General features: G+C 73.1%; 21 protein-coding genes, 1 tRNA gene and 1 pseudogene. 9 read left to right on the forward strand and 14 right to left on the reverse strand.

The annotated features are described in order from the left end of the window. Window positions 1-2: 2 nt before the first annotated feature. The 5 genes from IEZ05_RS13120 to IEZ05_RS13140 form a co-directional block, all read right to left on the reverse strand. Window positions 3-1,934: a copper resistance CopC/CopD family protein gene (locus IEZ05_RS13120; RefSeq protein ID WP_189230236.1), complete on the reverse strand. Its 1,932-nt coding sequence runs from the start codon at window positions 1,932-1,934 to the stop codon at window positions 3-5. Between the two features lie 13 nt (window positions 1,935-1,947). Continuing rightward, on the reverse strand, window positions 1,948-2,418 hold the full coding sequence (locus IEZ05_RS13125) for a copper chaperone PCu(A)C (protein ID WP_189230237.1): 471 nt from the start codon (window positions 2,416-2,418) through the stop codon (window positions 1,948-1,950). Continuing rightward, window positions 2,415-3,065, reverse strand: coding sequence for an SCO family protein (locus tag IEZ05_RS13130; RefSeq protein WP_189230238.1), 651 nt, complete (start codon window positions 3,063-3,065; stop codon window positions 2,415-2,417). The genes IEZ05_RS13125 and IEZ05_RS13130 overlap by 4 nt, the downstream gene beginning before the upstream one ends. A gap of 83 nt (window positions 3,066-3,148) precedes the next feature. Next, window positions 3,149-3,895, reverse strand: coding sequence for a YcnI family copper-binding membrane protein (locus tag IEZ05_RS13135; RefSeq protein WP_189230239.1), 747 nt, complete (start codon window positions 3,893-3,895; stop codon window positions 3,149-3,151). Between the two features lie 152 nt (window positions 3,896-4,047). Further along, the gene (locus IEZ05_RS13140; RefSeq protein ID WP_189230240.1) at window positions 4,048-4,890 is read right to left on the reverse strand and encodes a hypothetical protein; all 843 of its coding nucleotides are present in this window, start codon (window positions 4,888-4,890) and stop codon (window positions 4,048-4,050) included. 221 nt (window positions 4,891-5,111) lie between these two features. Here IEZ05_RS13140 and IEZ05_RS13145 point away from each other — a divergent pair, with 221 nt between their 5' ends. Next, the gene (locus tag IEZ05_RS13145; protein WP_189230241.1) at window positions 5,112-5,576 is read left to right on the forward strand and encodes an ATP-binding protein; all 465 of its coding nucleotides are present in this window, start codon (window positions 5,112-5,114) and stop codon (window positions 5,574-5,576) included. A gap of 35 nt (window positions 5,577-5,611) precedes the next feature. Here IEZ05_RS13145 and IEZ05_RS13150 read toward each other — a convergent pair whose 3' ends face one another. The 4 genes and pseudogenes from IEZ05_RS13150 to IEZ05_RS13165 all read right to left on the reverse strand — a co-directional run bounded on the left by IEZ05_RS13150 (window position 5,612) and on the right by IEZ05_RS13165 (window position 9,157). Further along, window positions 5,612-5,818 (reverse strand): hypothetical protein, encoded by a 207-nt coding sequence (locus tag IEZ05_RS13150; protein WP_229869711.1) that lies wholly within the window; start codon window positions 5,816-5,818, stop codon window positions 5,612-5,614. A 50-nt stretch (window positions 5,819-5,868) separates the two neighbouring features. Then, window positions 5,869-6,063 (reverse strand): annotated as a pseudogene (locus IEZ05_RS13155) (GntR family transcriptional regulator); the annotation flags it as partial. Window positions 6,064-6,188: 125 nt separating this feature from the next. Further along, window positions 6,189-7,649 (reverse strand): aminopeptidase P family protein, encoded by a 1,461-nt coding sequence (locus tag IEZ05_RS13160; protein ID WP_189230242.1) that lies wholly within the window; start codon window positions 7,647-7,649, stop codon window positions 6,189-6,191. Window positions 7,650-7,747: 98 nt separating this feature from the next. Then, window positions 7,748-9,157, reverse strand: a complete 1,410-nt coding sequence (locus IEZ05_RS13165) for a PP2C family protein-serine/threonine phosphatase (protein WP_189230243.1) — start codon at window positions 9,155-9,157, stop codon at window positions 7,748-7,750. Window positions 9,158-9,777: 620 nt separating this feature from the next. Here IEZ05_RS13165 and IEZ05_RS13170 point away from each other — a divergent pair. Then, window positions 9,778-10,443 carry a bifunctional DNA primase/polymerase gene (locus IEZ05_RS13170; RefSeq protein WP_189230244.1) on the forward strand — a complete coding sequence of 222 codons (666 nt, stop codon included), beginning with the start codon at window positions 9,778-9,780 and terminating at the stop codon, window positions 10,441-10,443. A gap of 56 nt (window positions 10,444-10,499) precedes the next feature. Continuing rightward, on the forward strand, window positions 10,500-11,144 hold the full coding sequence (locus IEZ05_RS13175; RefSeq protein ID WP_229869701.1) for a hypothetical protein: 645 nt from the start codon (window positions 10,500-10,502) through the stop codon (window positions 11,142-11,144). A gap of 256 nt (window positions 11,145-11,400) precedes the next feature. On the opposite strand, the gene IEZ05_RS13180 is transcribed toward IEZ05_RS13175, so the two are convergent. From IEZ05_RS13180 to IEZ05_RS13190, 3 genes are all read right to left on the reverse strand, one after another. Beyond that, complete coding sequence (locus IEZ05_RS13180; RefSeq protein ID WP_189230245.1) at window positions 11,401-12,366, reverse strand: DUF5926 family protein; 966 nt, start codon at window positions 12,364-12,366, stop codon at window positions 11,401-11,403. A gap of 173 nt (window positions 12,367-12,539) precedes the next feature. After that, a complete protein-coding gene (locus tag IEZ05_RS13185; RefSeq protein WP_225634670.1) occupies window positions 12,540-13,091 on the reverse strand; it encodes an ATP-binding protein in 552 nt (183 codons plus the stop codon). Window positions 13,092-13,305: 214 nt separating this feature from the next. Then, window positions 13,306-14,133 carry a glycerophosphodiester phosphodiesterase gene (locus tag IEZ05_RS13190; RefSeq protein WP_189230247.1) on the reverse strand — a complete coding sequence of 276 codons (828 nt, stop codon included), beginning with the start codon at window positions 14,131-14,133 and terminating at the stop codon, window positions 13,306-13,308. A gap of 273 nt (window positions 14,134-14,406) precedes the next feature. Here IEZ05_RS13190 and IEZ05_RS13195 point away from each other — a divergent pair, with 273 nt between their 5' ends. The 3 genes from IEZ05_RS13195 to IEZ05_RS13205 all read left to right on the forward strand — a co-directional run bounded on the left by IEZ05_RS13195 (window position 14,407) and on the right by IEZ05_RS13205 (window position 16,547). Continuing rightward, complete coding sequence (locus IEZ05_RS13195) at window positions 14,407-15,843, forward strand: S1C family serine protease (RefSeq protein ID WP_189230248.1); 1,437 nt, start codon at window positions 14,407-14,409, stop codon at window positions 15,841-15,843. Between the two features lie 62 nt (window positions 15,844-15,905). Next, a tRNA-Ser gene (locus tag IEZ05_RS13200) sits at window positions 15,906-15,990 on the forward strand. Between the two features lie 149 nt (window positions 15,991-16,139). Further along, entirely contained in the window at window positions 16,140-16,547 is a 408-nt protein-coding gene (locus tag IEZ05_RS13205; RefSeq protein ID WP_189230249.1) for a hypothetical protein, read from the forward strand. A gap of 92 nt (window positions 16,548-16,639) precedes the next feature. On the opposite strand, the gene IEZ05_RS13210 is transcribed toward IEZ05_RS13205, so the two are convergent. Next, the gene (locus tag IEZ05_RS13210; protein ID WP_189230250.1) at window positions 16,640-17,506 is read right to left on the reverse strand and encodes a bifunctional DNA primase/polymerase; all 867 of its coding nucleotides are present in this window, start codon (window positions 17,504-17,506) and stop codon (window positions 16,640-16,642) included. 371 nt (window positions 17,507-17,877) lie between these two features. Between IEZ05_RS13210 and IEZ05_RS13215 the strand changes: the two genes are divergently transcribed. The 3 genes from IEZ05_RS13215 (at window position 17,878) to IEZ05_RS13225 (ending at window position 20,769) form a co-directional block, all read left to right on the forward strand. Next, window positions 17,878-18,114 carry a hypothetical protein gene (locus IEZ05_RS13215; RefSeq protein WP_189230251.1) on the forward strand — a complete coding sequence of 79 codons (237 nt, stop codon included), beginning with the start codon at window positions 17,878-17,880 and terminating at the stop codon, window positions 18,112-18,114. Window positions 18,115-18,406: 292 nt separating this feature from the next. Next, window positions 18,407-18,964, forward strand: coding sequence for a SigE family RNA polymerase sigma factor (locus IEZ05_RS13220; RefSeq protein WP_189230252.1), 558 nt, complete (start codon window positions 18,407-18,409; stop codon window positions 18,962-18,964). Window positions 18,965-19,092: 128 nt separating this feature from the next. Continuing rightward, the gene (locus tag IEZ05_RS13225) at window positions 19,093-20,769 is read left to right on the forward strand and encodes a long-chain fatty acid--CoA ligase (protein WP_189230253.1); all 1,677 of its coding nucleotides are present in this window, start codon (window positions 19,093-19,095) and stop codon (window positions 20,767-20,769) included. Between the two features lie 99 nt (window positions 20,770-20,868). Here the strand turns inward: IEZ05_RS13225 and IEZ05_RS13230 are convergent, their stop codons facing one another. Beyond that, entirely contained in the window at window positions 20,869-22,086 is a 1,218-nt protein-coding gene (locus IEZ05_RS13230) for an MFS transporter (protein WP_189230254.1), read from the reverse strand. Window positions 22,087-22,179 lie beyond the last annotated feature (93 nt).

A 22,179-nucleotide genomic window follows, 5' to 3' on the forward strand; every position in this document is an offset into this window, starting at 1 on the left:
GTTCAGCCGATCTGCGCGTTCTTGGAGAGGGTCACCTGGTCGATGTCGGAGGTGCGTACGGTGACGGCGACCTTCCAGTCGCCGGCCATCGGAAGCTGCACTCCGCTCGCCGACCAGTGTCCGGTGGTGATGTGGTCGGGGACGACGGGCAGGGGGCCGAGGTTCTTGGCCTCCAGCGTGAAGGCGATCTTGACCTCGGGGATGTCGAAGGAACGGCCGTCCGCGTCCTCGACATAGAGGTGCAGGTCGTTGTCGCCGACCCGTGCGGGGTCGAGCTCGACCCGTACGACTCCCTTGCCGTTCGCGCTGCCGGTGTCGAAGGGCATGTCCAGGGTCACGGCTCCGGACGCGGCGCTGGACGAGGAAGCGGCGGACCGGCCGGCGGCCTGGGCTTCCTGCTCGGTGCGTCCGGGTTCGGTCTGGGTCAGCACGGTGGTGACGGCGAGCAGGACGACGGCGATGCCCGCCTCGGCGAGGACGGACCGGCGCAGCCCGAGGCGGTGGGGGTCGGCGTCCCTCAGTCGCTTCTGCCGGGCGCTGTCCATGGCGGCCCGCTGCCGGGCGAGCTGGGCGGCACGCCGGGAATCGCCGGAGCCCTTCGACGCCCCGGACGTCGGCGGCGTCCCGGAGCCGCCCGTCGTCTTCTCACGGCCGCCGCCCACGCCGACCTGCTCCTTCTCCCGCTGCGGGACGACGGCGGACGCCGTCCGGGCCAGCTGCGCCGTCCAGCGCCGCGAGAGGTAGGCGACGCCGACCATCACCGCCACGAGAGCGATTTTGACGAGGAGCAGTTGCCCGTAGCGGGTGTCGGTGAAGGCGGACCAGGAGCCGAGCTGGCGCCAGGACTGGTAGACGCCGGTCACCACGAGCGCGACCACGCTGCCGAAGGCGATGCGGGAGAAGCGGCGCACGGCGGAGGCGGGGACGGGTGTCTCGGCTGGTGCCCGGTACAGGGCGACGATCAGGGCGGTGAGTCCGCCGAGCCAGCCGGCGACGGCCAGCAGGTGGACGACGTCGACCGGCATGGCGAGGCCGGCCTGGAGACCGACGGAGGCGTGCTCGGACAGCGCCCAGGTCGCCGCGAGCCCGGCGGCCACGACGGTCCCGCCGGCCGCGAGCCCGAAGGCGAGGTCCCTCTTCTCCTCGTCCTCGCGCTTGTCGTAGGCGCCGAAGAGGACGGCGATGAACAGCGCCGCCGCGGCGAGCAGCAGCAGCCGCGAGACCAGTGAGGCGCCGCTCTTGGTCCCCAGGACCTGGCCGAGCAGGCTCAGGTCGAAGACGTCACCGACCTTTCCGGACCCGGTGTAGGAGCCGCGCAGCAGGAGCAGCAGCAGGGTGGCGGCGGTCAGCGCGAGCCACCCGGAGACGACGAGCCGTTGCAGGGGCCGTACTCCGGAGCCGAGCGGCCAGCAAACGAGGACGAAGGCGGCGCCGCCGGCCAGGACGACGAACCCGGCGTAGGACACGTACCGTCCGATGCCGTACAGCAGGCCGACGAGGCCGCCGCCCGCTTCCTGGTCGCCGACCGAGACGGAGGTCCGGGAGGGGGCGCCGATGGAGAAGGTGTAGGCGCCGGAGACCGGGTGGCTGTCGGCGGAGACGACCTGGTAGGCCACCGTGTAGGTGCCGTCGGGCAGGCCCGCGTGCAGCTTGACGGCGTACGTGGTGCCGCCCGCGCCGGCGGGCCGGCCGTCGTCGACGCGTTGGCCCTTGGGGTCGAGGACGCGCAGGGAGTCGTCGTCCAGGGAGACCGTCTCGGAGAAGGTGAGCGACACCTGGGCCGGGGCCTCGTCGACCACCGCCCCCTGCCGGGGGTCGCTGCCGGTCAGCGCGGCGTGCGCGGAGGCCGGGCCGGCGGCGGTGAGCAGCAGGCAGGCCGCGGCCAGGAGCAGCAGCACCAGGGTCCGCACGCGCGGGGCGGTGGTCCGGGTCAACGTGGTCCCTCCCTCAGTGTCCGGTGTGTCCGGCGGTGGGCCGGTACGTGGCCGGTTTCACCGGCATCTCGACCGTGACGGGGTCGGAGTGGCTGAAGTGGAGCTCGATGGAGACCGTCTCACCCTGTTCGGGCCGGTGCTTCAGCTTTTCGAACATCAGGTGGTTGCCGCCGCTCTCCAGCACGAGTTCGCCGTGCGCGGGCACGGGCAGGCGGTCGACCTGCTTCATCGTGCCGCCGGCGGTCTCGTGGACGGTGACCTCGCCGGCCGCGCTGGTGACGGACGTCAGCGCGTCCTCGGCGTCGCCCTTGTTGGTGATGGTGAGGAAGCCGGCGGCCATGGTGTCGGAGACCGGCTGCGGTATGTAGGCGGCGTCGACGGAGAGTTCGGCGGCCGAGGACCCGTCGGATCCGGAGTCGCCGCAGCCCGCGAGGACCAGGGCGCCGATCACCGCCGTGGCGGCCAGGGCGGGGCGGCCCCTCACGGGTTCTCCCCCTTGAGCAGCTTGGGGAGGTCCTCGGTGTAGTCGTCGACGGTGGCGTCCTCGCCGTAGAGGACGTAGCCGCCGTCGGTCTTCGGGGAGAAGGCGATGACCTGGGTGCCGTGGGTCGAGACGACGTTGCCGTCCTTGTCCTTGGCCGGCGGGTCGATGGAGATGCCGAGGGTGCGGGCGCCGGCCTGGATGGTGTCGAAGTCGCCGGTCAGGCCGACGATCTGGGGGTCGATGCCCTGGAGCCACTTGCCGAGCGCGGCGGGGGTGTCCCGCTCGGGGTCGGTGGTGACGAACACGACGCGCAGCTTGTCCTGCTCGGCCCGGGACAACTGCTTCTTGGCCACGGCGATGTTGCTCATGGTCAGCGGGCACACGTCGGGGCAGTGGGTGTAGCCGAAGTAGACCAGGGTGGGCTTGCCGGCGGTCTGCTCGCGGAGGTCGTACTGCTTGCCCCGGGTGTCGGTGAGGACCAGGTCCGGCTTCTCGAACGGCTTGTCGAGGACGGTGGCTGCCTGCTGGCTGGTGTCCTCGGAGACCACGGTGACGGGCTTGTCGCCGTCACCGCCGCTGCCGCAGGCGGAGAGGGTCAGGGTGGCGGCGGCGAGCAGCGCCGCCGCGGCGAAAGTCTTCTTGCGCATGGAGAAATGTCCCAGATGTGATGTGCCCCGGTGTGCGCCGGGGTCCGCGAACGGAGCCCCGGCGCACACCGGCGGGGGTGCGGTTACGCCGACGCGCCGGTGTCCCGGCGGCGGCCGGCGAGGACGCCGTACGCGACGCCCGCCGCGCCGACGACGATGCCGACGATGCCGAGCACGCGGGCGGTGGTGTCGCTGCTGTCGCCGGAGTCGGCGGAGCTGCCGGCCGCGGTGTGCTGGGCGGTGGACTCGGCGTCGGCGCCGGCCTTCGCGCCCGCCGCGCCGTGGGCGTCGCCCTCGGCGGCGGTCAGTTCGAGCACGGGCGCCGGGTTGTCGGGCTCCTCCTGGCCCTCCTGCGGCACCTCGATCCAGCGCACGACCTCCTTGTTGGAGTACGTCTGGATCGCCTTGAAGACCAGTTCGTCGGTGTCCTCGGGCAGCGCGCCGATGGAGACGGGGAACTTCTGGAAGTAGCCGGGCTCGACACCCTTGCCCTCGGCGGTCCAGGTCACCTTGGTGACGACCTCGGTGATCTGCTTGCCGTGCGACTCCAGCGGCTTGGCCGGCTTGCCCTTGGTGACCTCGGCCTTCCAGCCGGGGATCGGCTGCGGCATGACGGACGCCAGCGGGTGGTCCGTGGGGAAGGTGACCTCCAGCCTGGTGGTGGAGGCGTTGTCACGCTCGTTGGGGACCTTGAAGTCGACGACCGCGTAGCCGCCCTTGGCGGCCGCGCCCTCCGGCTGCACGCTGACGTGCGCGAAGGCGGGGGCGGACAGGGCGAGGACGGCGATGCCGGCCGCGGAGCCGGCGGCGGCGATACGGGAAATCTTCATGAACGGAGTACTCCGCTTCGTGTGCTGACCGGCCAGGAGCCGGGTCAGGAGTGACGGGAGGGATGCGCGCACACGCGCGCGTGCCGCACGACGGCGGCACCTCCTCCGTCACTCCGGCCGGAAGGCGGAAGCGGGTCGGTGGTCGCGTCGTGTCAGGCGGCGAGGGCGAGGGCGCTGGGCGGACCGCGCCTGATCACCGTGTGCTGGAGAGCGGCGGTGTGCGGTCGCGCCGGCACGAGCAGGGCGGTGCGCGGCGGGCGCGGGCCCGTGCGGGGAGCGCCGGCGAGCCCGCGGTGCAGGGCGCGCACCAGTGCGAGCGCGGCGCGCAGGGCACGCACGAGCGCTGCCTCGGCCATCGACTGGGCCGAATGCGCCGACAGTGCGACGAGCCGTGCCACGGCCAGGTCCCCGCGTCGCAGCAGCCAGCCGGCGGCGAGTGCCGCGAGGACGTGGCCGAGCAGCATCGGCAGGGACGGCAGCAGCGAGGCGGAGGAGCCGGCGGCGGTGGACAGGGCGTCCGCCGGGTGATGTGCCGCGCCGGTGTGGGCGCCGGAACCCGGTGCGAGCCGCGCGTCGGTGAGGATCCGCTGGGCCTGGGCCGGGCTGATCGCCGCGGCGGTGGTCCCGCAGACCAGGCGTGCGGCCTGCTGGACCAGTGAGGCGTCGGACAGCGGGCCCGCCCCGCCGGGGGACGCCGCCGTGGTGACCGCCGTGGCCCCGTGCTGGCCGAGCCCGAACACCGTGTGCAGGGCGGTCTGGCCGACCGCGAGCAGCACCGCGATCCCGGGCAGCGAACGTTCGCGCCCGGCGAGGGGCGCGGCGACCAGGACCGCCCCGAGGAATCCCGCGCCCAGCGACCACAGGGGGACGGTGGCGCAGGAGGCGAAGGTGTGCCCCGCCGCGGCCAGCACGACGCAGACCGCGGCGAACACCGCGGCCCGCAGAATCCGGAGGTCGTTCCCGGAGCGCGCCGAAGGCGGGTGGGGGGCAGTCATGGCGGGCTCATCATCGCACTGGCGGCCCCCGCGCCGTACGGCAGGTCCGCAAGATGCCGTACGACCGGATGGTCGCCCTTGGGAGGAGCCGCCCCACATACACCGGTCGCGGGGCCGGTCGCATCCGCCGTCCGGGCGGTCCGATGCGCACACTGCGCTTACGCCCGGGCACAAGGGGCAATACGTAACGGTATGTCGAGCCGCGGCCGGGAGGCTGGAGCATGAGCATCTGGTGGTCACTCCATTTGCGGCGCGAGGCTGCGAGCGTGCCCCTGGCCCGCCGCCTGCTGCTCGGCACGATGGAGACCGCGGGCGTCGACCCCGACGTCTCCTTCGACCTCTCCGTCGCCCTCAGCGAGGCCTGCGCCAACGCCGTGGAGCACGGCGGGGACGACGAACCTGGCAGCCCCTCGGACGCGTACCGCGTCACGGCCTACCTCGACGGCGAGCGGTGCCGCATCGAGGTCGCCGACACGGGCCCCGGCTTCGACGCGGGTGCCTCCGGCCGACCGGGCGGGCCGGCGCGGACGGCGCCCGCCGACGCCGAGCACGGACGCGGCCTGTGTCTCATCCGGGAGCTCGCCGACCACGTCCACATCGGCGGCACGCCGGGCCGGACGGGGGCGGTGGTGAGCTTCGACAAGATCCTCAAGTGGCGGGAGGACGCCCCCCTGATGGCGGTGTGACGCGCTCGGCCGCCGGGGCGGATCGCCGGCTCCCCTCAGCGCACCCCGTCCAGGACCCGCCCCAGGGCCTCCAGCGCCTCGGGGTACGCCCGTTCCCGGGGCGTTCCGTATCCCACCACCAGCCCCTGCGGCCGGCCGGAGCCGACTGCCGGCGGCGACTGCCAGTGGTCCCCGAGCCGTCCGACGGCGAGACCCGCCGACTCCGCCCGCCGCACGGCCTCCGTCTCGTCGTCGACGTCCACCAGCGCGTGCAGCCGGTCGCACCGCTGCCCGCGCCCGCCGACAAGGCCTTCGCCGCCTTCGCCGTGCCCCGCGAGATGCCGAGCTCGTCCGCCAGCCGCCGGGTCGCCGGCAGCCGCGCCCCCGGGGCGAGCCGTCCGTCCCGGACGGCGCCGCGCAGCGCCCGCTCGAGCCCGCTCCGGCGCCCTTCCCCGGAGTCCGGCTCGAGATGCAGGTCCACGCCGACGGCGGACCGGAAGTCGTCCACGGAAATCCTCCCCCTGGGCGCGCCGAGGCGCCTCACCGACCCAGGGCGCGACCCGTCCGCGGGAACCCCCTGGGCACGTCGATGGCCGGGTACCCGGTGCGGTACCCGGCCATCTGTCGCGAAGGTCAGCCCTTCAGCGAAGCCATCCACGCCTCGACCTCGTCCGACCGGCGCGGCAGGCCGGCGGACAGGTTCCGGTTGCCGTCCTCGGTGACGAGGATGTCGTCCTCGATGCGGACGCCGATGCCCCGGTACTCCTCGGGCACGGTCAGGTCGTCGGCCTGGAAGTACAGACCGGGCTCGACGGTGAGGACCATGCCGGGCTCCAGGGTGCCGTCGACGTAGGACTCCACGCGCGCGGCGGCGCAGTCGTGGACGTCCAGGCCGAGCATGTGGCCGGTGCCGTGCAGCGTCCAGCGGCGCTGCAGCCCCAGCTCCAGCACCCGCTCGACCGGGCCCTCGACCAGGCCCCACTCGACGAGCCGCTCGGCCAGCACCCGCTGGGCGGCGTCGTGGAAGTCGCGGTACTTGGCGCCCGGCTTCACGGCCGCGATGCCGGCCTCCTGGGCGTCGTACACGGCGTCGTAGATCTTCTTCTGCAGCTCGCTGTACGTGCCGTTGACCGGCAGCGTGCGCGTGACGTCCGCCGTGTAGTACGTGTGCGTCTCCACACCCGCGTCGAGCAGCAGCAGGTCGCCGGAGCGGACCGGGCCGTCGTTGCGGACCCAGTGCAGGGTGCAGGCGTGCGGGCCGGCGGCGGCGATGGTGCCGTAGCCGACGTCGTTGCCCTCGACGCGGGCGCGGAGGAAGAAGGTGCCCTCGATGTAGCGCTCGCTGGTCGCCTCGGCCTTGTCGAGGACCTTCACGACGTCCTCGAAGCCGCGGACGGTGGAGTCGACGGCCTTCTGCAGCTCGCCGATCTCGAACTCGTCCTTGACGAGGCGGGCCTCGGAGAGGAAGACGCGCAGCTCCTCGTCGCGCTCGGCGGTGACCTTGTCGGTCAGCGCCGCCTCGATGCCGGCGTCGTGGCCGCGCACGACGCGCACCGGGCCGGTGGCCTCGCGCAGCGCGCCGGCGAGCTCGCGCACGTCGGAGGCGGGGATGCCGTACAGCTTCTCGGCCTCGGTGAGGGAGTGGCGGCGGCCGACCCACAGCTCGCCCTGGCCGTCGAGCCAGAACTCGCCGTTCTCGCGGTCGGAGCGCGGCAGGAGGTAGATCGTCGCGGTGTGGCCGTCGCCCTCGGGCTCCAGGACCAGGACGCCGTCCTCGGTCTGGTTGCCGGTCAGGTAGGCGTACTCGACCGAGGCGCGGAAGGCGTACTCGGTGTCGTTCGAGCGGGTCTTCAGGTTGCCCGCGGGGATCACCAGGCGCTCGCCCGGGAAGCGGGCGGAGAGCGCGGCGCGGCGGGCGGCGGTCTCGGCGGCCTGGGGGATCGGCCGCAGGTCGTGCAGCTCGGTGTCGGCCCAGCCCGACTTCATGTTCTCGGCGAGCTCGTCGGACACGCCCGGGTACAGGCCGTTCTTCCGCTGCTTGATCGGCTCCTCGGACTCGTTCTCCGGGGTCTCCGGGGTGAGCTCCTCCGCCACGGTCATCCTCCTTGATACGGCACTGGACCACCCCCATCGTACGGTCGTACGGAAGGGGGCCCAGGGCCGAAGGACCTGTTACACCGTGCGGCGGCGCGTCACTGGTCGAAGCGGACCGCCAGCAGCACCACGTCCTCCTCGGAGTCCGCCTCGTCCGCGCCGTCCGGCAGCACCGTGCGCAGCACGTGGTCGGCGACGGCGTCCGGGTCGTGGCGCTTGGTCCGCGGGACGCCGGCCGCCGCGGCGTGCAGGCGGGCGAAGGCGCGGTCGGTCGGGTCGCCGGTGCGGTGCAGCAGACCGTCGGTGTACAGCAGGACCGTCTCTCCGGGTGCGGCCTGGAGCTCCACGCTCGGGGCCTCCCAGCAGGCGAGCATGCCCAGCGGCGCGGAGACGGAGGTCTCCACGAACTCGGTGCGCCGCTCGCCGATCAGCAGCGGCGGGCTGTGTCCGGCGCCGGCCAGGGTGATCCGGCGCAGCGCGGGCTCGCAGTAGCCGAACAGGGCGGTGGCCGAGCGGGCGGGTTCGGTGAGCCGCAGCAGCAGCTCCAGGTCGGACAGGACCGCGACCGGGTCCTCGCCCTCCATCACGGCGTACGCCCGCAGGGACGCGCGCAGCCGTCCGGTGGCGGCCACCGCGCTGGGGCCGCAGCCGGTGACGGAGCCGACGGCCAGGCCGAGCGCGGCGTCCGGCAGCGGCAGGGCGTCGTACCAGTCGCCACCGCCGCGCGGGCCGGTGCGGCGGCGGGCGGCGAGCCGCACGCCGGGCACCCGGGGCAGGCGCGAGGGCAGCAGTTCCTCGGCCATGGTCGCCATGCGGGTGCGCGTGCGCTCGGTCTCCAGGAGCCGGGCCAGGTGTTCGGTGGCGTACCGGGCGTACAGCCCGACGAGGTGCCGCTGCCGCTCGCGCGGTTCGGCGGGCTCGTCGTAGAGCCACACGGCCGCCCCGAGGCGTCCGGCGCGCTCGGTGGACAGGGGGAGGGCGTAGCTGGCGGCGTAGCCGAGGCGGGCGGCGACCTCGCGGTGGCGCGGGTCGAGGCCCTCCTCGGCGAAGAGATCGGGTTCGGCGATGCCGCCCTCGGCGACGGGCAGACCCTCCAGGATCCGTCCGTACGACAGCGAGCTGCGCGGCACCGTCTCGATGTGGCCGAGGTCGGCGCGGGCCAGTCCGAGGCCGATGGTGCTGTCCGGGCCGAGCCCGTCGGCCGGTTCCAGGACGACGAGACCGCGCCGGGCACCCACCAGGGCGGCGCCGGCGCGCAGCAGTTCCTGGAGCGCTTCGGCGAGGGAGTCCGTGCGGGCGAGGCGCTCGGTCAGCTCGTGCAGGGTCGTCAGGTCCGACACCCAGCCGGCGAGCCGGTCCTGGAGCAGGGCGCCCGGCGCACCCGGCGTGCCCGGGTCGTTCGGCGGGGCGGCCGGAGAGGGGCCCGCGGCGGCGGACGCGACAGTGTGTGCGGGGGACGGCACAGTTGAATCGATTCCAGCCACTTTCGCAGGGTGCGGGGCGTTCATGGCGTCCGGCTTTCCGACCGGTGCTTACTGCTCAAAAGCATCGCAAACCCCCATGTCATTCTGCGCCGCTAGCAGTGTCTCCACATGTACACGCACTCGTAAGGAGATGTCCAGCATTGTCCTGCTGGGATTCCTGGTGTCCGTGGGGTGCGAGGGGTCTGTTGTCCGAACCCCTTGCGGAAAAGCAAAGTTGGCTTGAAACTGCCCCAGAGGATGTCTTGTTGCGGTCTTCTGGGGGTGCTCCACGGAGCGTCACAGCGGTCGTGATGGGTACGTACTCGGTGAAGGCCAGGGGTGGCTGGGGGCCACCCGGAACCTGGCGGCGGACCCGGGCGTCCTATCCACCGACGACCGTGCCCCATCCTCCCGTGGCGGAGGCGGAGAGAAATACGCGGGACGGCAAACGCCAGACTTCGCCACCCCCGCGCCACGCCCATGCTTTTGATGGACGCAGTATGGACGGAACCGCCGCGGACGCAGTCTGAACCAGGACCACAGGGGTTCCCCTTGCCCGCGGCAGGGGTGTGATGCGCCACCAGCTACGCACAGCGAAGTGATCGACACATGGTGTGAGACGACCACGGTGTTGCCAGGCGTGCAACGGAAAGGAACGAGCGCTCATGCGCGAGATCCTCGGAAGGCGACGCAGGCTCCTGTCCCGGCGAGGCGACGGACGGCCTGAGCTGATCGGCGCGGCCCTGACCTACGCGACGCAGTGGCGGTGGCCCGTACTCCCGGGCGTGGCGCCGGACCCGCAGGCGCGCTCGCGCTGCGGCTGCCCCGACCCCGAGTGCACGGTGCCCGGCGCGCACCCCTTCGACCCCGGCCTCCTCGCCGCCACCACCGACGAGCGGATGGTGCGCTGGTGGTGGACCAACCGGCCGACGGCGCCGATCGTCCTGGCCACCGGCGGCAGCGCCCCGTGCGCGGTCTCCCTGCCCGCCCTGCCGGCCGCCCGCGCCCTGACCGCGCTCGACCGCGCCGGACTGCGGCTCGGCCCGGTCGTCGCCTCGTCCACCCGCTGGTCGCTGCTGGTCCGGCCGTACTCCATGGAGCAGCTGGGCGAACTGCTCTACGCCAAGGACTTCGTACCCGGCTCCCTGCGCTTCCACGGCGAGGGCGGCTACCTCGCCCTGCCCCCGTCCGAGACCGGCCCGGGTGCCGTCCGCTGGGAGCGGGCACCGCTGCCCGGGTCCGCCTCGCCCTGGCTGCCCGACGTGGAGGCCGTGGTGGACGCGGTGGTCGACGCCCTCACCCGTACGGGTGTGAGCGCACCCGAGTTGTAGGGGTGTCGGGCGCGCGCGGAAGTCGGCGCCCGTCCGGGGTCGTTATCGTCCGCTCCATGCCGCTTCATGCTGGGGAGCACCGCGCCGCGAGGCCGCGCCGCGCGGGACTGCACCGCCGCCGCCCGGCCGGCCGGTTTCGCCTGTACGGCCTCGCCGGTGTCGTGGTGTGCGCGGTCGTGCTGCCGTTCGCCGTGGCGTCCGCCGGGCCCGTGCACAACGGGGAGAAGGACGGCCTGGTGCTGGGTGCGCGCCTGCTTCCGCGCGAGGGTGACGGCAAGGCACCCGGGCGGACCGTCGATGACGCCACGTCGTCCGACGCCGGGCCCGCCCCCACCGCGCTGCCGCTCGGCCTGGCCACCGCCGTGCGCTGCGGCCCCGAACTCACCTCGCCCGAAGGGGTCGAGGCGCAGACCTGTGTGCTGACGCAGGGGGCCGGGACCTGGGCGCGGACCTACTACCGCAACGCGACCGGCGGAGCGCTGGAGACCGTGCTGAGCCTCATGGGGCCCGACGGCCGCAGCGTGCGGATGCGCTGTGCGGTGGGCGCCGAGGACGCGCCGGGTATGTGCGAGACGCCCCGGGAGCGGATGCGGGGCGAGCCGGCCGAGTACACCGCGGTCGCGGAGTTCGCGGGCCGGGCAGGCTACGGACCGCTGCTGCTGCGCATCGGCAGCAACTCGCCCACGGAAAAGGGACGTTGACGCAACGGTCACGGCCGCGTGCGCGCCGGGGGCATGGAAAGACCCGGTTGCTGGCGACGGGGGATGCACCAGCAACCGGGCTACTCGAACGGTAACAAGAGATCGGCGGTTAGCAAATTCGATCTCCTGTTTTCCGGTCACCGACTGGCGTGTCTTTGCCGGGAGTTGTGACTGGAGTCACCCCTTCCGGACCCGGTGTCCCGGCTGACCGGTCGGTCAGCCGGGCCGGGCACCGCCGCCGTACGCCGGTCGCGGCTCAGCTGAGGGTGACCTGCCGGTTGGTCAGGCCGCCGCGCGCCCGGCGCTCGTCGGGCGTGAGCGGCGCGTCCGTGGCCAGTGCCTCGGTGAGGCGCTCGGCGAACTCGGCCGCCGGCTTCTCCACGTCCTCGGCGGTGACCCCGCTCGGCAGGTCCCAGACCGGGACGGTGAGCCCGTGAGCACGGAAGGAACCCACGAGCCGGGTGCCTTCGCCGAGACTCGACCGGCCCGCCGCGTGCAGTCGGGCCAGAGCGTCCAGAAGCCGCTCCTCCTCGTGCGGCATGACCCACCGCAGGTGGTTCTTCTCCGGCGTCTCGCACCAGTAGGCGGCGTCCACGCCCTGGAGCCGGACGGTGGGGATGGCCGCGGCGTTGGCCCGCTCCAGGGAGGCGGTCACCTCCGGCGTGGCGTTCTCCGCGTCCGGGACCCAGAACTCGAAGCCCTCGTGCACGACCGGCTCGAAAGCCCCCTCGGGCGCGAGCAGGTCCTGCAGCCGCGGACCGTCGGCCGGCGCGCGACGTCCCTGCACGGGCGTGCCCGGCGCGGCGCTCAGGGCCCGCTGGAGGGTGTCCGCGAGGTCGCGGCTGATGTCGCCCGACGCCGTGTCGTTCTGCAGGCCGAGCAGCACCGAGCCGTCGTCGCGGCGCAGGGCCGGCCAGGCCATCGGCAGCACCGTGGCCAGCGTGACCGACGGAACGTCCTCGGGCAGGCCGTCCTTCAGCGTCAGCCCGACCGTGGCCGCCGGCACCAGCTCGCGCAGCGCCACCCAGTCGCACTCGCCGGGCAGCCCTTCGAACGGGCGCTGCACCAGCGCGGTCGTGGCCTGCGCGGCGGCCCGGCCGTGGCAGGCCTTGTAGCGGCGGCCGCTGCCGCAGGGGCAGGGCTCGCGGGCACCGACGACCGGGACCTCTCCGTCGGTGAGCTCGGGCCGCTTGGCCTTCGTCTGGGGTCGCTTCTTGGCCATCGTGGGTGTCTCCCGGTTACGGCTCTACTCGTACGGGCGCGAGCCTAGCCGCTCACGCCCCGGCCGACGGGAACCCTGTGGACGACGGGCCGCGTGCGGACAACTCCCCGGCGTTCGCCCGGGGAGCGTTCCGCACGGGGGCGAGCCGCACCTCCCGCGCGGCCCGGCCCTGGTCAGCCCAGATCGTCGAATGCGTCCGCGAAGTCCAGTCCGGGGATCTCCGACACCGCCGGGGCCGCGACCCGCGTGGCGAAGTCGTCGCGCCGGTGTCCCGCGTCCGGGTCGTGCACGTCGTCGTGGACGACGACCCAGACCGTGACGTCTCCGCACGCCTCGTCCCGTACGCCCCAGTCGTCGGCGAGCGCGGTGATGATGTTCAGCCCGCGGCCGCCGTGCGCGGTGACCGACGGGGTCGCCGGGGCGGGGCGGGTCGGACCGCCGCCGTCCGTGACCTCCACGAGGAGCCGGCCTCCCGCGTCCACCTGCCATGCGGCGCGGACGTCACCGTCCCCGGCCAGAGCGTCGCCCAGCGGACGGCCGTGCTTGCACGCGTTGCTGAGAAGTTCGGAAAGGACCAGTACGGCGTCGTCGATGACCGATTCCGCCACACCGCCTCTGCGCAGCTGCTCCCGCATCCGGTGCCGTGCTTTCCCCACGCCCGCAGGGCCATGGGGAACGGCCATGCTCGACGACGTGGGCACCTCCTGTGCCACCACCAACGCCACCCCCGAGACCTCCTTCGCCCCACGCCACGGTGTGGATGCCCTTCTGGCCTGAACCGGAAACCGGCCCGTCCCCGCCCAGTGACGCATTCGACACGGTCGAACACGCACCGAACGCGCCGGAGCACTCCCCGTAATCATGTGGCTGGATTTCGTCGGTGTGGCCGAGACCGGAGAATGGGGCAGACGGCCCGCCGGGTCAAGGGTTCCGGACGAATCAGCGGCCGAGATGCTCCAGGACCGCGCGTGGCCGGTTGGTGATGACGGCGTCGACGCCCAGGTCGGCGCAGAGATCCACGTCGGCGGTCTCGTTCACGGTCCACACGTGCACCTGGTGCCCGGCCGCCTTCAGCCGCTCGATGTAGCCGGGGTGGTTCCGCACGATACGGATCGAGGGGCCCGCGATCCGGACACCGGCCGGCAGCCGTCCGTCGCGCAGCCGGGGCGAGACGAACTGCATCAGATAGACCGTCGGCAGCGTCGGCGACGCGGCCCGCACCCGGTGCAGCGAGCGGGCCGAGAAGCTCATCACCCGCACCGGCGACTCGGCGGCCGAGGCGGGCGCGTCGAGACCGAACCGCTTCAGGAGCACCAGCAGCCGCTCCTCCACCTGTCCCGCCCAGCGCGTGGGGTGCTTGGTCTCGATGGCCAGCTCCACCCGCCGCCCCGCGTCCGACACCAGCTCGAGGAGCCGCTCCAGGGTGAGGACGGAGGTCTCCTCCCGGTCCTCGGGCCGGTGCTCCCATTCGGGCTGCTCGTCGCGGGTGCGCCAGAACTCCCGGGTCCTGCGGGCGCCGAAGTCCAGGGCCGCCAGGTCGGCCAGCTCCAGCGCCGAGACCGCGCCCCGGCCGTTGGACGTACGGTCGACGCGCCAGTCGTGGACGCAGACGAGGTGGCCGTCGGCGGTCAGGCGCACATCGCACTCCAGGGCGTCCGCCCCGTCCTCGATCGCCTTCCGGTACGCGGCCAGCGTGTGTTCGGGGGCCTCCTCGGAGGCCCCGCGGTGGGCGACGACCTGAATCGGGTGCTGTCGTACGTGGGTCACCGCGTCATGGTGCCACCGTGCGCGGGTAGACGTGCCGTCGGAGTCATCGCCCTGGTGCCCGTTTAGCCTTGGATGACCTGTATAAGGGACAACCGTGACCCACAGCATCCGCTTATGGTGCTCTGACGGCTCGTGGGAAAAGCTGATGGCCTACACAAACATGCACCACCACATGCGCAGCCGCGTCGCGCCGGTCCGTGGAGCAGCGCGCGTGAGCGTGGCTGAGCGCGACCAGTGCGCCCGAGCGGCAGTCGTGGATCGAGGAGAGAAGCTGTGAGCACCGAGAACGAGGGCACCGCGGTACCCCCGGCCCCGTCCGCACCTCCCGTGCCGGTGGCATCTCCCGCAGCCTCCGAGCCGGCCCCGCCGCCCCATCCGGGCCAGCCGCCCGCGGGCGCGGAGCCGCACGGCGGTTTCCCGGCGCCCCCGGCGTCCGCACACACCTCCCACCAGGCCGCTGCCGCGGGGTCCTCGGCTCCCGACGCGTCCTGGCCGCCGCCCCCGCCGCCGGCCGGTCCGTCCTACGGCGGCGGAGGCGGGGAGGGTTCCGGCGACGGCTGGGGCGCCTCGTACCAGCCGCCGGCCCCGAAATCCGGCCGCGGCGGCATGGTCGCCGCGCTCCTGATCGCCGCGCTGGTCGCGGGCGGTCTGGGCGGCGGCCTCGGCTACACCCTGGCCAAGAACAACGACGAGACGGGCTCCACGACGGTCTCCGCCTCGGACACCGGCGGCTCGGTCAAGCGCGACGCGGGCACGGTCGCGGGCGTGGCCGCCAAGGCGCTGCCCAGCACGGTCACCATCCAGGCCGAGGGCAGCAACGGCGAGGGCGGTACCGGCACGGGGTTCGTCTTCGACAAGCAGGGCCACATCGTCACCAACAACCACGTGGTGGCGGAGGCGGTCGACGGCGGCAAGCTCAGCGCGACCTTCCCCGACGGCAAGAAGTACGACGCCGAGGTGGTCGGTCACGCCCAGGGCTACGACGTGGCGGTCATCAAGCTCGAGAACGCCCCGTCGGACCTGAACCCGCTGCCCCTCGGCGACTCGGACAAGGTGGCCGTCGGCGACTCGACGATCGCCATCGGCGCCCCCTTCGGTCTGTCCAACACGGTGACCACGGGCATCATCAGCGCCAAGAACCGCCCCGTGGCCTCCAGCGACGGCAGCGCGAGCAGCAAGGCGTCCTACATGAGCGCCCTGCAGACCGACGCCTCGATCAACCCGGGCAACTCCGGCGGCCCGCTGCTGGACGCGCAGGGCAACGTCATCGGGATCAACTCCGCGATCCAGTCCACGAGCAGCGGCGGCTTCGGCGGCGCCGGCCAGGCGGGCTCGATCGGCCTGGGCTTCGCCATCCCCATCAACCAGGCGGAGTTCGTCGCCAAGCAGCTGATCAAGACCGGCAAGCCGGTGTACGCGAAGATCGGCGCCTCCGTCTCGCTGGAGGAGACGACGAACGGCGCGAAGATCACCGAGCAGGGCGTCAGCGGCTCCGAGCCCGTCGAGCCGGGCGGCCCCGCCGCCGCCGCGGGCCTCAAGCCGGGCGACGTCATCACCGAGCTCGACGACACGGTGATCGACAGCGGTCCGACCCTGATCGGCGAGATCTGGACCCACAAGCCCGGCGACAAGGTCACGGTCACCTACGAGCGCGGCGGCAAGCAGCACACCACCGAACTCACCCTCGGCTCCAAGACCGGCGACGACTGACCCACCCGCCCCCGCACGGACCCGCTACCCTGGTCCCGCGCGGCCGATCACGGCCGGCGCGGGGTGGGTTGCCCGAGCGGCCTAAGGGAACGGTCTTGAAAACCGTCGTGGCGCAAGTCACCGTGGGTTCAAATCCCACACCCACCGCGGTGTTCGACGGCCCCTGACCGCGTTCGACGGTCGGGGGCCGTCGTCGTGCGCGCTGACTTCCCGGGAGGCCGGCCGTCGCTGGTACTCGGATGGAGCTGAGTACTTTCGCTCTGGTCGGCCGGGGGGCGTGCGGGGACGCTCGGGGTATGGAACTTGGACGACCGAAGACTGTCGCGCCGCTGGTGCCGGGGCTCGTGCTCGCCGCGACGGCGGCGGCGCTGTGGGCCGCCTGGCTGGGGTGGGACCAGCAGCGTGATGTGCACCCCGACGGTTCGACGACCGGGCCGTACGAGGCCTGGCAGGTGATCGGGCTCGTGCTGACGCTGCTGGTGCCGGTGTGCTGGGCGGTGTTCCGGGACCATGGCGCGGGCGTCGTGCCCGGGGTCACCGCCGGTCTGACCGTCTCCGCCGCCTACGACTGGTCGGACGACGCCAGCGGGCTCTTCGTCGTCGGCGCCGGGATGGTCATGGTCGGGAGCTTCGTCGTGACCGCCGGGCTCGTCGCCGTGATCACCGCGGTGAGGCGGAGGGGCGGGCCTGTGACAGGGCTGTGACCGGAACTGTGGCTTCCGTCACGGTCGGTGCGGTGCGGGGTGGTCCGGGGCCGGTGGGATGAGGCGATGCGGACCCTCCCGCTCCGCTTCGGTCAGGGGTGGTGGCCCGTCATGCGGGCCGCCGACGCGATGGTCGTGCGGGCCTCGCGCTCGGTCAGACCGGTCTCCCGGGCCGCCTCGACCAGGGGACCCACGAGGGCCGCCCCGATGCCGTCCTCGTAGGCGCGGCAGGCCGCCCAGAACAGGCGGGTGTTGCGCTGGCCCTCGTGCGCGGCGAGGACGAACTGGACGAGACCCCGGCCGTGCGCGTCGGTCGTGGCGGAGGCGTGCCGGTGCGCGCGGGGCGGCGGGAGCAGGAGGCGCAGCAGCGCCGGCGGGCAGGCGGCGGGCGCGAGGTGGGCGGTGCCGGGTGCGGCGGCGTAGGCGCCGTACCGGGTGCGCGAGCCGGGACCGACGAGGTAGCCGCCGGCGCCGCGGATGTCGATGCCGGGGGCGAGGCGGCCGGCCGAGTTGGGGACGACGGCGTCGGGCGGGCCGGTCAGCCACAGGTGGCGGCCTCCGCTGGGGGTCACGACGACCACCGTGGGCGGGATCGTGAACAGGTGGCGCAGGGCCAGCTCGCGCAGGGCGGCCGAGGAGTCCGTGTCCCCTTTGGTGTCCAGGTCCACGCCGATCAGGTGGTGCGGCGGCAGCCCGCAGGCGATGCCGTAGCCCGCGGCCCAGGGCGCCGCGGCGAAGAGGGCGCGGATGCGGGCCGGGTCGGTGGAGGCGTCATGGACACCGTGCCCGAAGCGGCCGCACTCGCCGTGGCAGCGGGAGGGCGCGGGGTCGTCGCGGTGGGGGGAGCGCAGGGCCGGGAGCTTCGTCCGGGACAGGGGGAAGACCGCCAGTCCGCGCTCGGCGGCGGACAGGGCGTGCGCGAGGGCCAGCGTCGTGGCCTGCCGGTCGGTGGTGGCCATGGCTCCATGTTCGTATGCATGTTCGAAAAAGGGAAGGGTGCCCGCGTGCGACGCGCCGGGGGCGGAATGGCGGGCGGGGAAAGTGGCGGAACGCTTCACCTCTTGTGGTGCTTGAGGTGGAGGTGTCCGGTACTGCCCGTGGTGCGGCATAGGAGAAGGCAAAGGGGTTTATCGACTTGTCCTCACGCTTGAGGGCGAATCAGGGATTCCGGGGTGGTTCGCCGGGGTCCGGTGGGCAACTCTGATCACGCGACGTCGTGCACAGCGTCGAGGCGGTCGGCCAACTGCCCCGGCGTCCAGGCTGGTTCACAAGTGCAGGTACTTCTCGCGTGGTCGGCAGGAAGCCGGTGCGCACCTTCTGGAGGAACTACATGGCAAGCATCCGTACCGCTCGCGTCATCGCCGCCGTCGCCGCGCTCCCGCTGGCCGTCGCCCTCTTCGGCGGGGTCGCGACCGCGGACGACGGCAACTCGTCCACCGCGCAGCAGGCGGTCGGCGCGGGTGCCTCGAACCAGAGCAACACCGCACAGCTGGAGGAGTCCGCGTTCACGGCCGTCAACCAGGGCAACGAGAACGTGGCCGTCAGTTTCTCCCCGCTGTGGTGGTGAGCTGAGGGGCCGGTGGGGGCGCTCCGGCGCCGGCGCCCGGTCTCCGTGCGGGTGTGCTTCATGGGGTCGTACGGCGTCTGGGCGGTGGTACTCCGGTACCGCCGCCCAGGCGTTCGTCCCTACCGGGTACCGCCGGGGCCGGGCGGCCCTCAGGGGCGAACCCCCAGTACCCCTCGTCCTCTCCTCCACCCAGAGGAGGTTCAGCCGGCTCCACCCCTACAACCTGAGGCGGACCCCGCTTCGGGACCTGCGGCCGATCCGCGGCGCACCCCTTCGCTCATAGCGTTGAGTCATGACCGCACCTGTCTGCACCAGCGCTTCGAACGCCGCCACAGCAATGACGCAGACCTTCCCGTACCCGTCGTTCTCGTCGTACGTGAAGGCCCGCCAGCCGGTGCTGCTGCGTACCGCCCGGTCGCTGACCGCGAACCCGAGCGACGCGGAGGACCTGCTGCAGACCGCGCTCACCAAGACGTACGTGGCCTGGGAGCGCATCGAGGACCATCGCGCCCTGGACGGCTACGTGCGCCGGGCGCTGGTGAACACGCGGACGTCGCAGTGGCGCAAGCGCAAGGTCGACGAGTTCGCGTGCGACGAGATGCCCGAGCCGGAGCCCGTTCCCGGCGCGGACGACCCGGCGGACCGGCAGGCGCTGCGCGACGCGATGTGGCGGGCCGTCATGAAGCTGCCGGCCCGGCAGCGGGCGATGGTCGTCCTGCGGTACTACGAGGACCTCAGCGAAGCCCGGACGGCCGAAGTCCTCGGGGTTTCCGTGGGCACGGTGAAGTCGGCCGTGTCCCGCGCGCTCGGCAAGCTCCGTGAGGACCCTGAGCTGGGGATTGTTCGGTGATGGGTGGCTTTGTGGCCGCTCGGCGGGCGGATCTGTCGGGGGCCGCGCACTGATCGATCACCGGGGAGTAGTGACATACCGCGCGGTATGTGCGCAGAATCAGCGCAACCCTTACCGCCGCGTAGGCAATGTCGCCCCGGGAGGACACCGTGCTGAGCACGATGCAGGACGTACCGCTGCTGATATCGAGGATCCTGACCCACGGGTCGACGATCCACGGCAGCTCGCAGGTGACCACCTGGACCGGTGAGGACGAGCCGCACCGCCGCTCCTTCGCCGACGTCGGCGCCCGCGCCGCCCAGTTGGCGCACGCCCTGCGCGAGGACCTCGCCGTCGGCGACGACGAGCGCGTGGCAACCCTCATGTGGAACAACGCCGAGCACGTCGAGGCCTACTTCGCGATCCCCTCCATGGGTGCGATCCTCCACACCCTCAATCTCCGCCTCCCGGCCGAGCAGCTGGCCTGGATCGTGAACCACGCCGCCGACCGGGTCGTGATCGCCAACGGTTCGCTGCTGCCGCTGCTCGCCCCGCTGCTGCCGCACCTGAAGACGGTCGAGCACGTCGTCGTCAGCGGCCCGGGCGACCGCTCGCTGCTGGACGGGGCGGCCGTCCAGGTGCACGAGTACGAGGACCTGATCGCCGGGAAGCCGACCGCGTACGACTGGCCCGAGCTGGACGAGCGGGCCGCCGCCGCCATGTGCTACACCTCGGGCACCACCGGCGACCCCAAGGGCGTGGTCTACAGCCACCGCTCCATCTACCTGCACTCCATGCAGGTCAACATGGCCCAGTCGATGGGCCTGACCGACGAGGACACCTCGCTGGTCGTGGTCCCCCAGTTCCACGTCAACGCCTGGGGGCTGCCGCACGCCACCTTCATGACCGGCGTCAACATGCTGATGCCGGACCGATTCCTGCAGCCCGCGCCGCTCGCCGCGATGATCGAGGGCCAGCGGCCGACGCACGCCGCCGCCGTCCCCACCATCTGGCAGGGCCTGCTCGCCGAGCTGACCGCGCGGCCCCGGGACGTCTCCTCGCTCACCCAGGTCACCATCGGCGGCTCCGCGTGTCCGCCGTCCCTGATGGAGGCGTTCGACAAGCTCGGCATGCGGGTCTGCCACGCCTGGGGCATGACGGAGACCTCGCCGCTCGGCACGGTCGCCCGGCCGCCGGCCCACGCGGTCGGCACGCCGGAGGAGTTCGCGTACCGCCTCACCCAGGGCCGTTTCCCGGCCGGCGTCGAGGCCCGCCTCACCGGTCCCGGCGGCGAGCGCCTGCCCTGGGACGGCGAGTCCGCCGGAGAACTGGAGGTCCGCGGCAACTGGATCGCCGGCGCCTACTACAACGGCCCGGGCACCGAGCCGCTGCGCCCCGCCGACAAGTTCAGCGAGGACGGCTGGCTGAAGACGGGCGACGTCGGCACCATCTCCCCCGACGGCTTCCTCACCCTCACCGACCGCGCCAAGGACGTCATCAAGTCCGGCGGCGAGTGGATCTCCTCGGTCGAGCTGGAGAACGCCCTGATGTCCCACCCGGACGTCGCCGAGGCCGCGGTCGTCGCCGTCCCCGACGACAAGTGGGGCGAGCGCCCGCTGGCCACCGTGGTCCTCAAGGAAGGCGCGAGCGTCGGCTTCGAGGAGCTGCGCACCTTCCTCGCCGAGGACGGCAAGATCGCCAAGTGGCAGCTCCCGGAGCGCTGGACGGTCATCGAGGCGGTGCCGAAGACGAGCGTCGGCAAGTTCGACAAGAAGGTGCTGCGCAGGCAGTACGCCGAGGGCGGACTGGACATCACCCGGCTCTGACGGCCAGGCACGGTCAGGCACACAGGCACACAGGCACACAGGCGCGGAGGCCGGGCGGCACCCACCGCCCGGCCTCCTCGCCTGCCCGGCTCGCCCCGCTCACCGCTTCCGTACGGACGTCGCCGCCCACCCCAGGGCCAGCCACGCCCCCGCCACCGCGCAGACCCCGCCCCAGCCCCAGTGGCCGAACGCGGGCCCCGCGAGGGCCGAGGCCAGCGCGCCGCCCGCGAAGCCGGCCACGACGTACGCCGTGTTGGCGGTGGCCGGGGCGGACGTGGTGGTCAGGGCGAGGGTCTGGTTGGCGACGTGGGACGCGACCAGGGCGGCGTGCACCAGCACCGCCGCCGCGCACAGGGCCGCCATCCGCTGCCCGCCCAGCCAGAACAGCGGCACCGACAGGGCGGCGAGCAGGTACGCGGACCGTACGACCTTGGCGGCGCCGAACCGGTCGACCAGGCCCCCGGCGAGCGGCGCGACGACGCTCGCCGCCAGCCCGAACAGGCCGAACAGCCCGGCCGCGGCGGTGGTGAATCCGTAGCCGTCGTCCTCCGTGAGGAGCAGAGCCAGCGAGGTCCACAGGGCGCTCCAGGCGCCGTACATCCCCGCCTGGCGCACGCACGCCCGCCACAGGTCCGGCGAGCTGCGCACCACCGCGGGCAGCGCGGCGAGCCCGGAGAACAGCGAGCCCTGCCGCTTGCGCCGCTCGGCGGGCAGTACGTACGCGGTGGCCAGGCCGAGGACGGCGGTCAGGACGGCCGCCCCCACGAACACCGCGCGCCAGCCGAAGGCCTGCCCGGCCAGGGCGCCGAGCACCCGGGCCGCCACGATGCCGGTGAACAGACCCGCGATGACGGCCGCGACATGACGTGCCCTGCGGTCGGCGGGGGCGCGCGCGGCGACCAGCGGGACCAGGAGCTGCGGGACGACGGTCGCGGCCGAGGCGACCAGGACGGCGGCCGCGAGCGCGCCGGTGCCGGACGACACCGCGCCGACGACCAGCGAGGCCGCCGCGACCAGCGCGAGGACGGCGACCAGGCGCCGCCGATTCACGCTGTCCCCGAGCGGGGCGAAGAAGAGCAGGCCCGCCGCGTATCCGAACTGCGCGACCGAGGCGAGCCAGGCCACCGCCGACGGGGTGGAGCCGAAGTCGTGGGCGATGAGGGGGAGCAGCGGCGCCGCGAGGTAGATGTTGGCGGCCGTCACGGCGGTGCAGACGGCGATCAGGGGGAGGAAGAAGCGGGAGGGTGCGGACCTCTCCTGTGGTGCGTTGCGGGCCCGCTCCGGTGCGGTCCGGGCGGGCGCTGACGGTGACGACATGAGCGGAGCGACTCCTTCGAGCGCGCTGACAACTAACTGGTTGGTTGTAAGGAACTCCCGGAGTCTGCTCGGAATTCCCGGACCCTGTCAACC

Source organism: Streptomyces flaveolus, assembly GCF_014648815.1.
GTDB lineage: Bacteria > Actinomycetota > Actinomycetes > Streptomycetales > Streptomycetaceae > Streptomyces > Streptomyces flaveolus.

Excerpts from the sequence above, each read along its gene's own strand:
- IEZ05_RS13165 (WP_189230243.1), bottom strand. The coding sequence starts at position 9,157 with ATGAACGCCCCGCACCCTGCGAAAGTGGCTGGAATCGATTCAACTGTG.
- IEZ05_RS13145 (WP_189230241.1), top strand. The coding sequence starts at position 5,112 with ATGAGCATCTGGTGGTCACTCCATTTGCGGCGCGAGGCTGCGAGCGTG.
- IEZ05_RS13175 (WP_229869701.1), top strand. The coding sequence starts at position 10,500 with ATGCCGCTTCATGCTGGGGAGCACCGCGCCGCGAGGCCGCGCCGCGCG.
- IEZ05_RS13215 (WP_189230251.1), top strand. The coding sequence starts at position 17,878 with ATGGCAAGCATCCGTACCGCTCGCGTCATCGCCGCCGTCGCCGCGCTC.
- IEZ05_RS13225 (WP_189230253.1), top strand. The coding sequence starts at position 19,093 with ATGTCGCCCCGGGAGGACACCGTGCTGAGCACGATGCAGGACGTACCG.
- IEZ05_RS13135 (WP_189230239.1), bottom strand. The coding sequence starts at position 3,895 with ATGAAGATTTCCCGTATCGCCGCCGCCGGCTCCGCGGCCGGCATCGCC.
- IEZ05_RS13205 (WP_189230249.1), top strand. The coding sequence starts at position 16,140 with ATGGAACTTGGACGACCGAAGACTGTCGCGCCGCTGGTGCCGGGGCTC.
- IEZ05_RS13180 (WP_189230245.1), bottom strand. The coding sequence starts at position 12,366 with ATGGCCAAGAAGCGACCCCAGACGAAGGCCAAGCGGCCCGAGCTCACC.
- IEZ05_RS13140 (WP_189230240.1), bottom strand. The coding sequence starts at position 4,890 with ATGACTGCCCCCCACCCGCCTTCGGCGCGCTCCGGGAACGACCTCCGG.
- IEZ05_RS13210 (WP_189230250.1), bottom strand. The coding sequence starts at position 17,506 with ATGGCCACCACCGACCGGCAGGCCACGACGCTGGCCCTCGCGCACGCC.
- IEZ05_RS13220 (WP_189230252.1), top strand. The coding sequence starts at position 18,407 with ATGACCGCACCTGTCTGCACCAGCGCTTCGAACGCCGCCACAGCAATG.
- IEZ05_RS13130 (WP_189230238.1), bottom strand. The coding sequence starts at position 3,065 with ATGCGCAAGAAGACTTTCGCCGCGGCGGCGCTGCTCGCCGCCGCCACC.
- IEZ05_RS13230 (WP_189230254.1), bottom strand. The coding sequence starts at position 22,086 with ATGTCGTCACCGTCAGCGCCCGCCCGGACCGCACCGGAGCGGGCCCGC.
- IEZ05_RS13170 (WP_189230244.1), top strand. The coding sequence starts at position 9,778 with ATGCGCGAGATCCTCGGAAGGCGACGCAGGCTCCTGTCCCGGCGAGGC.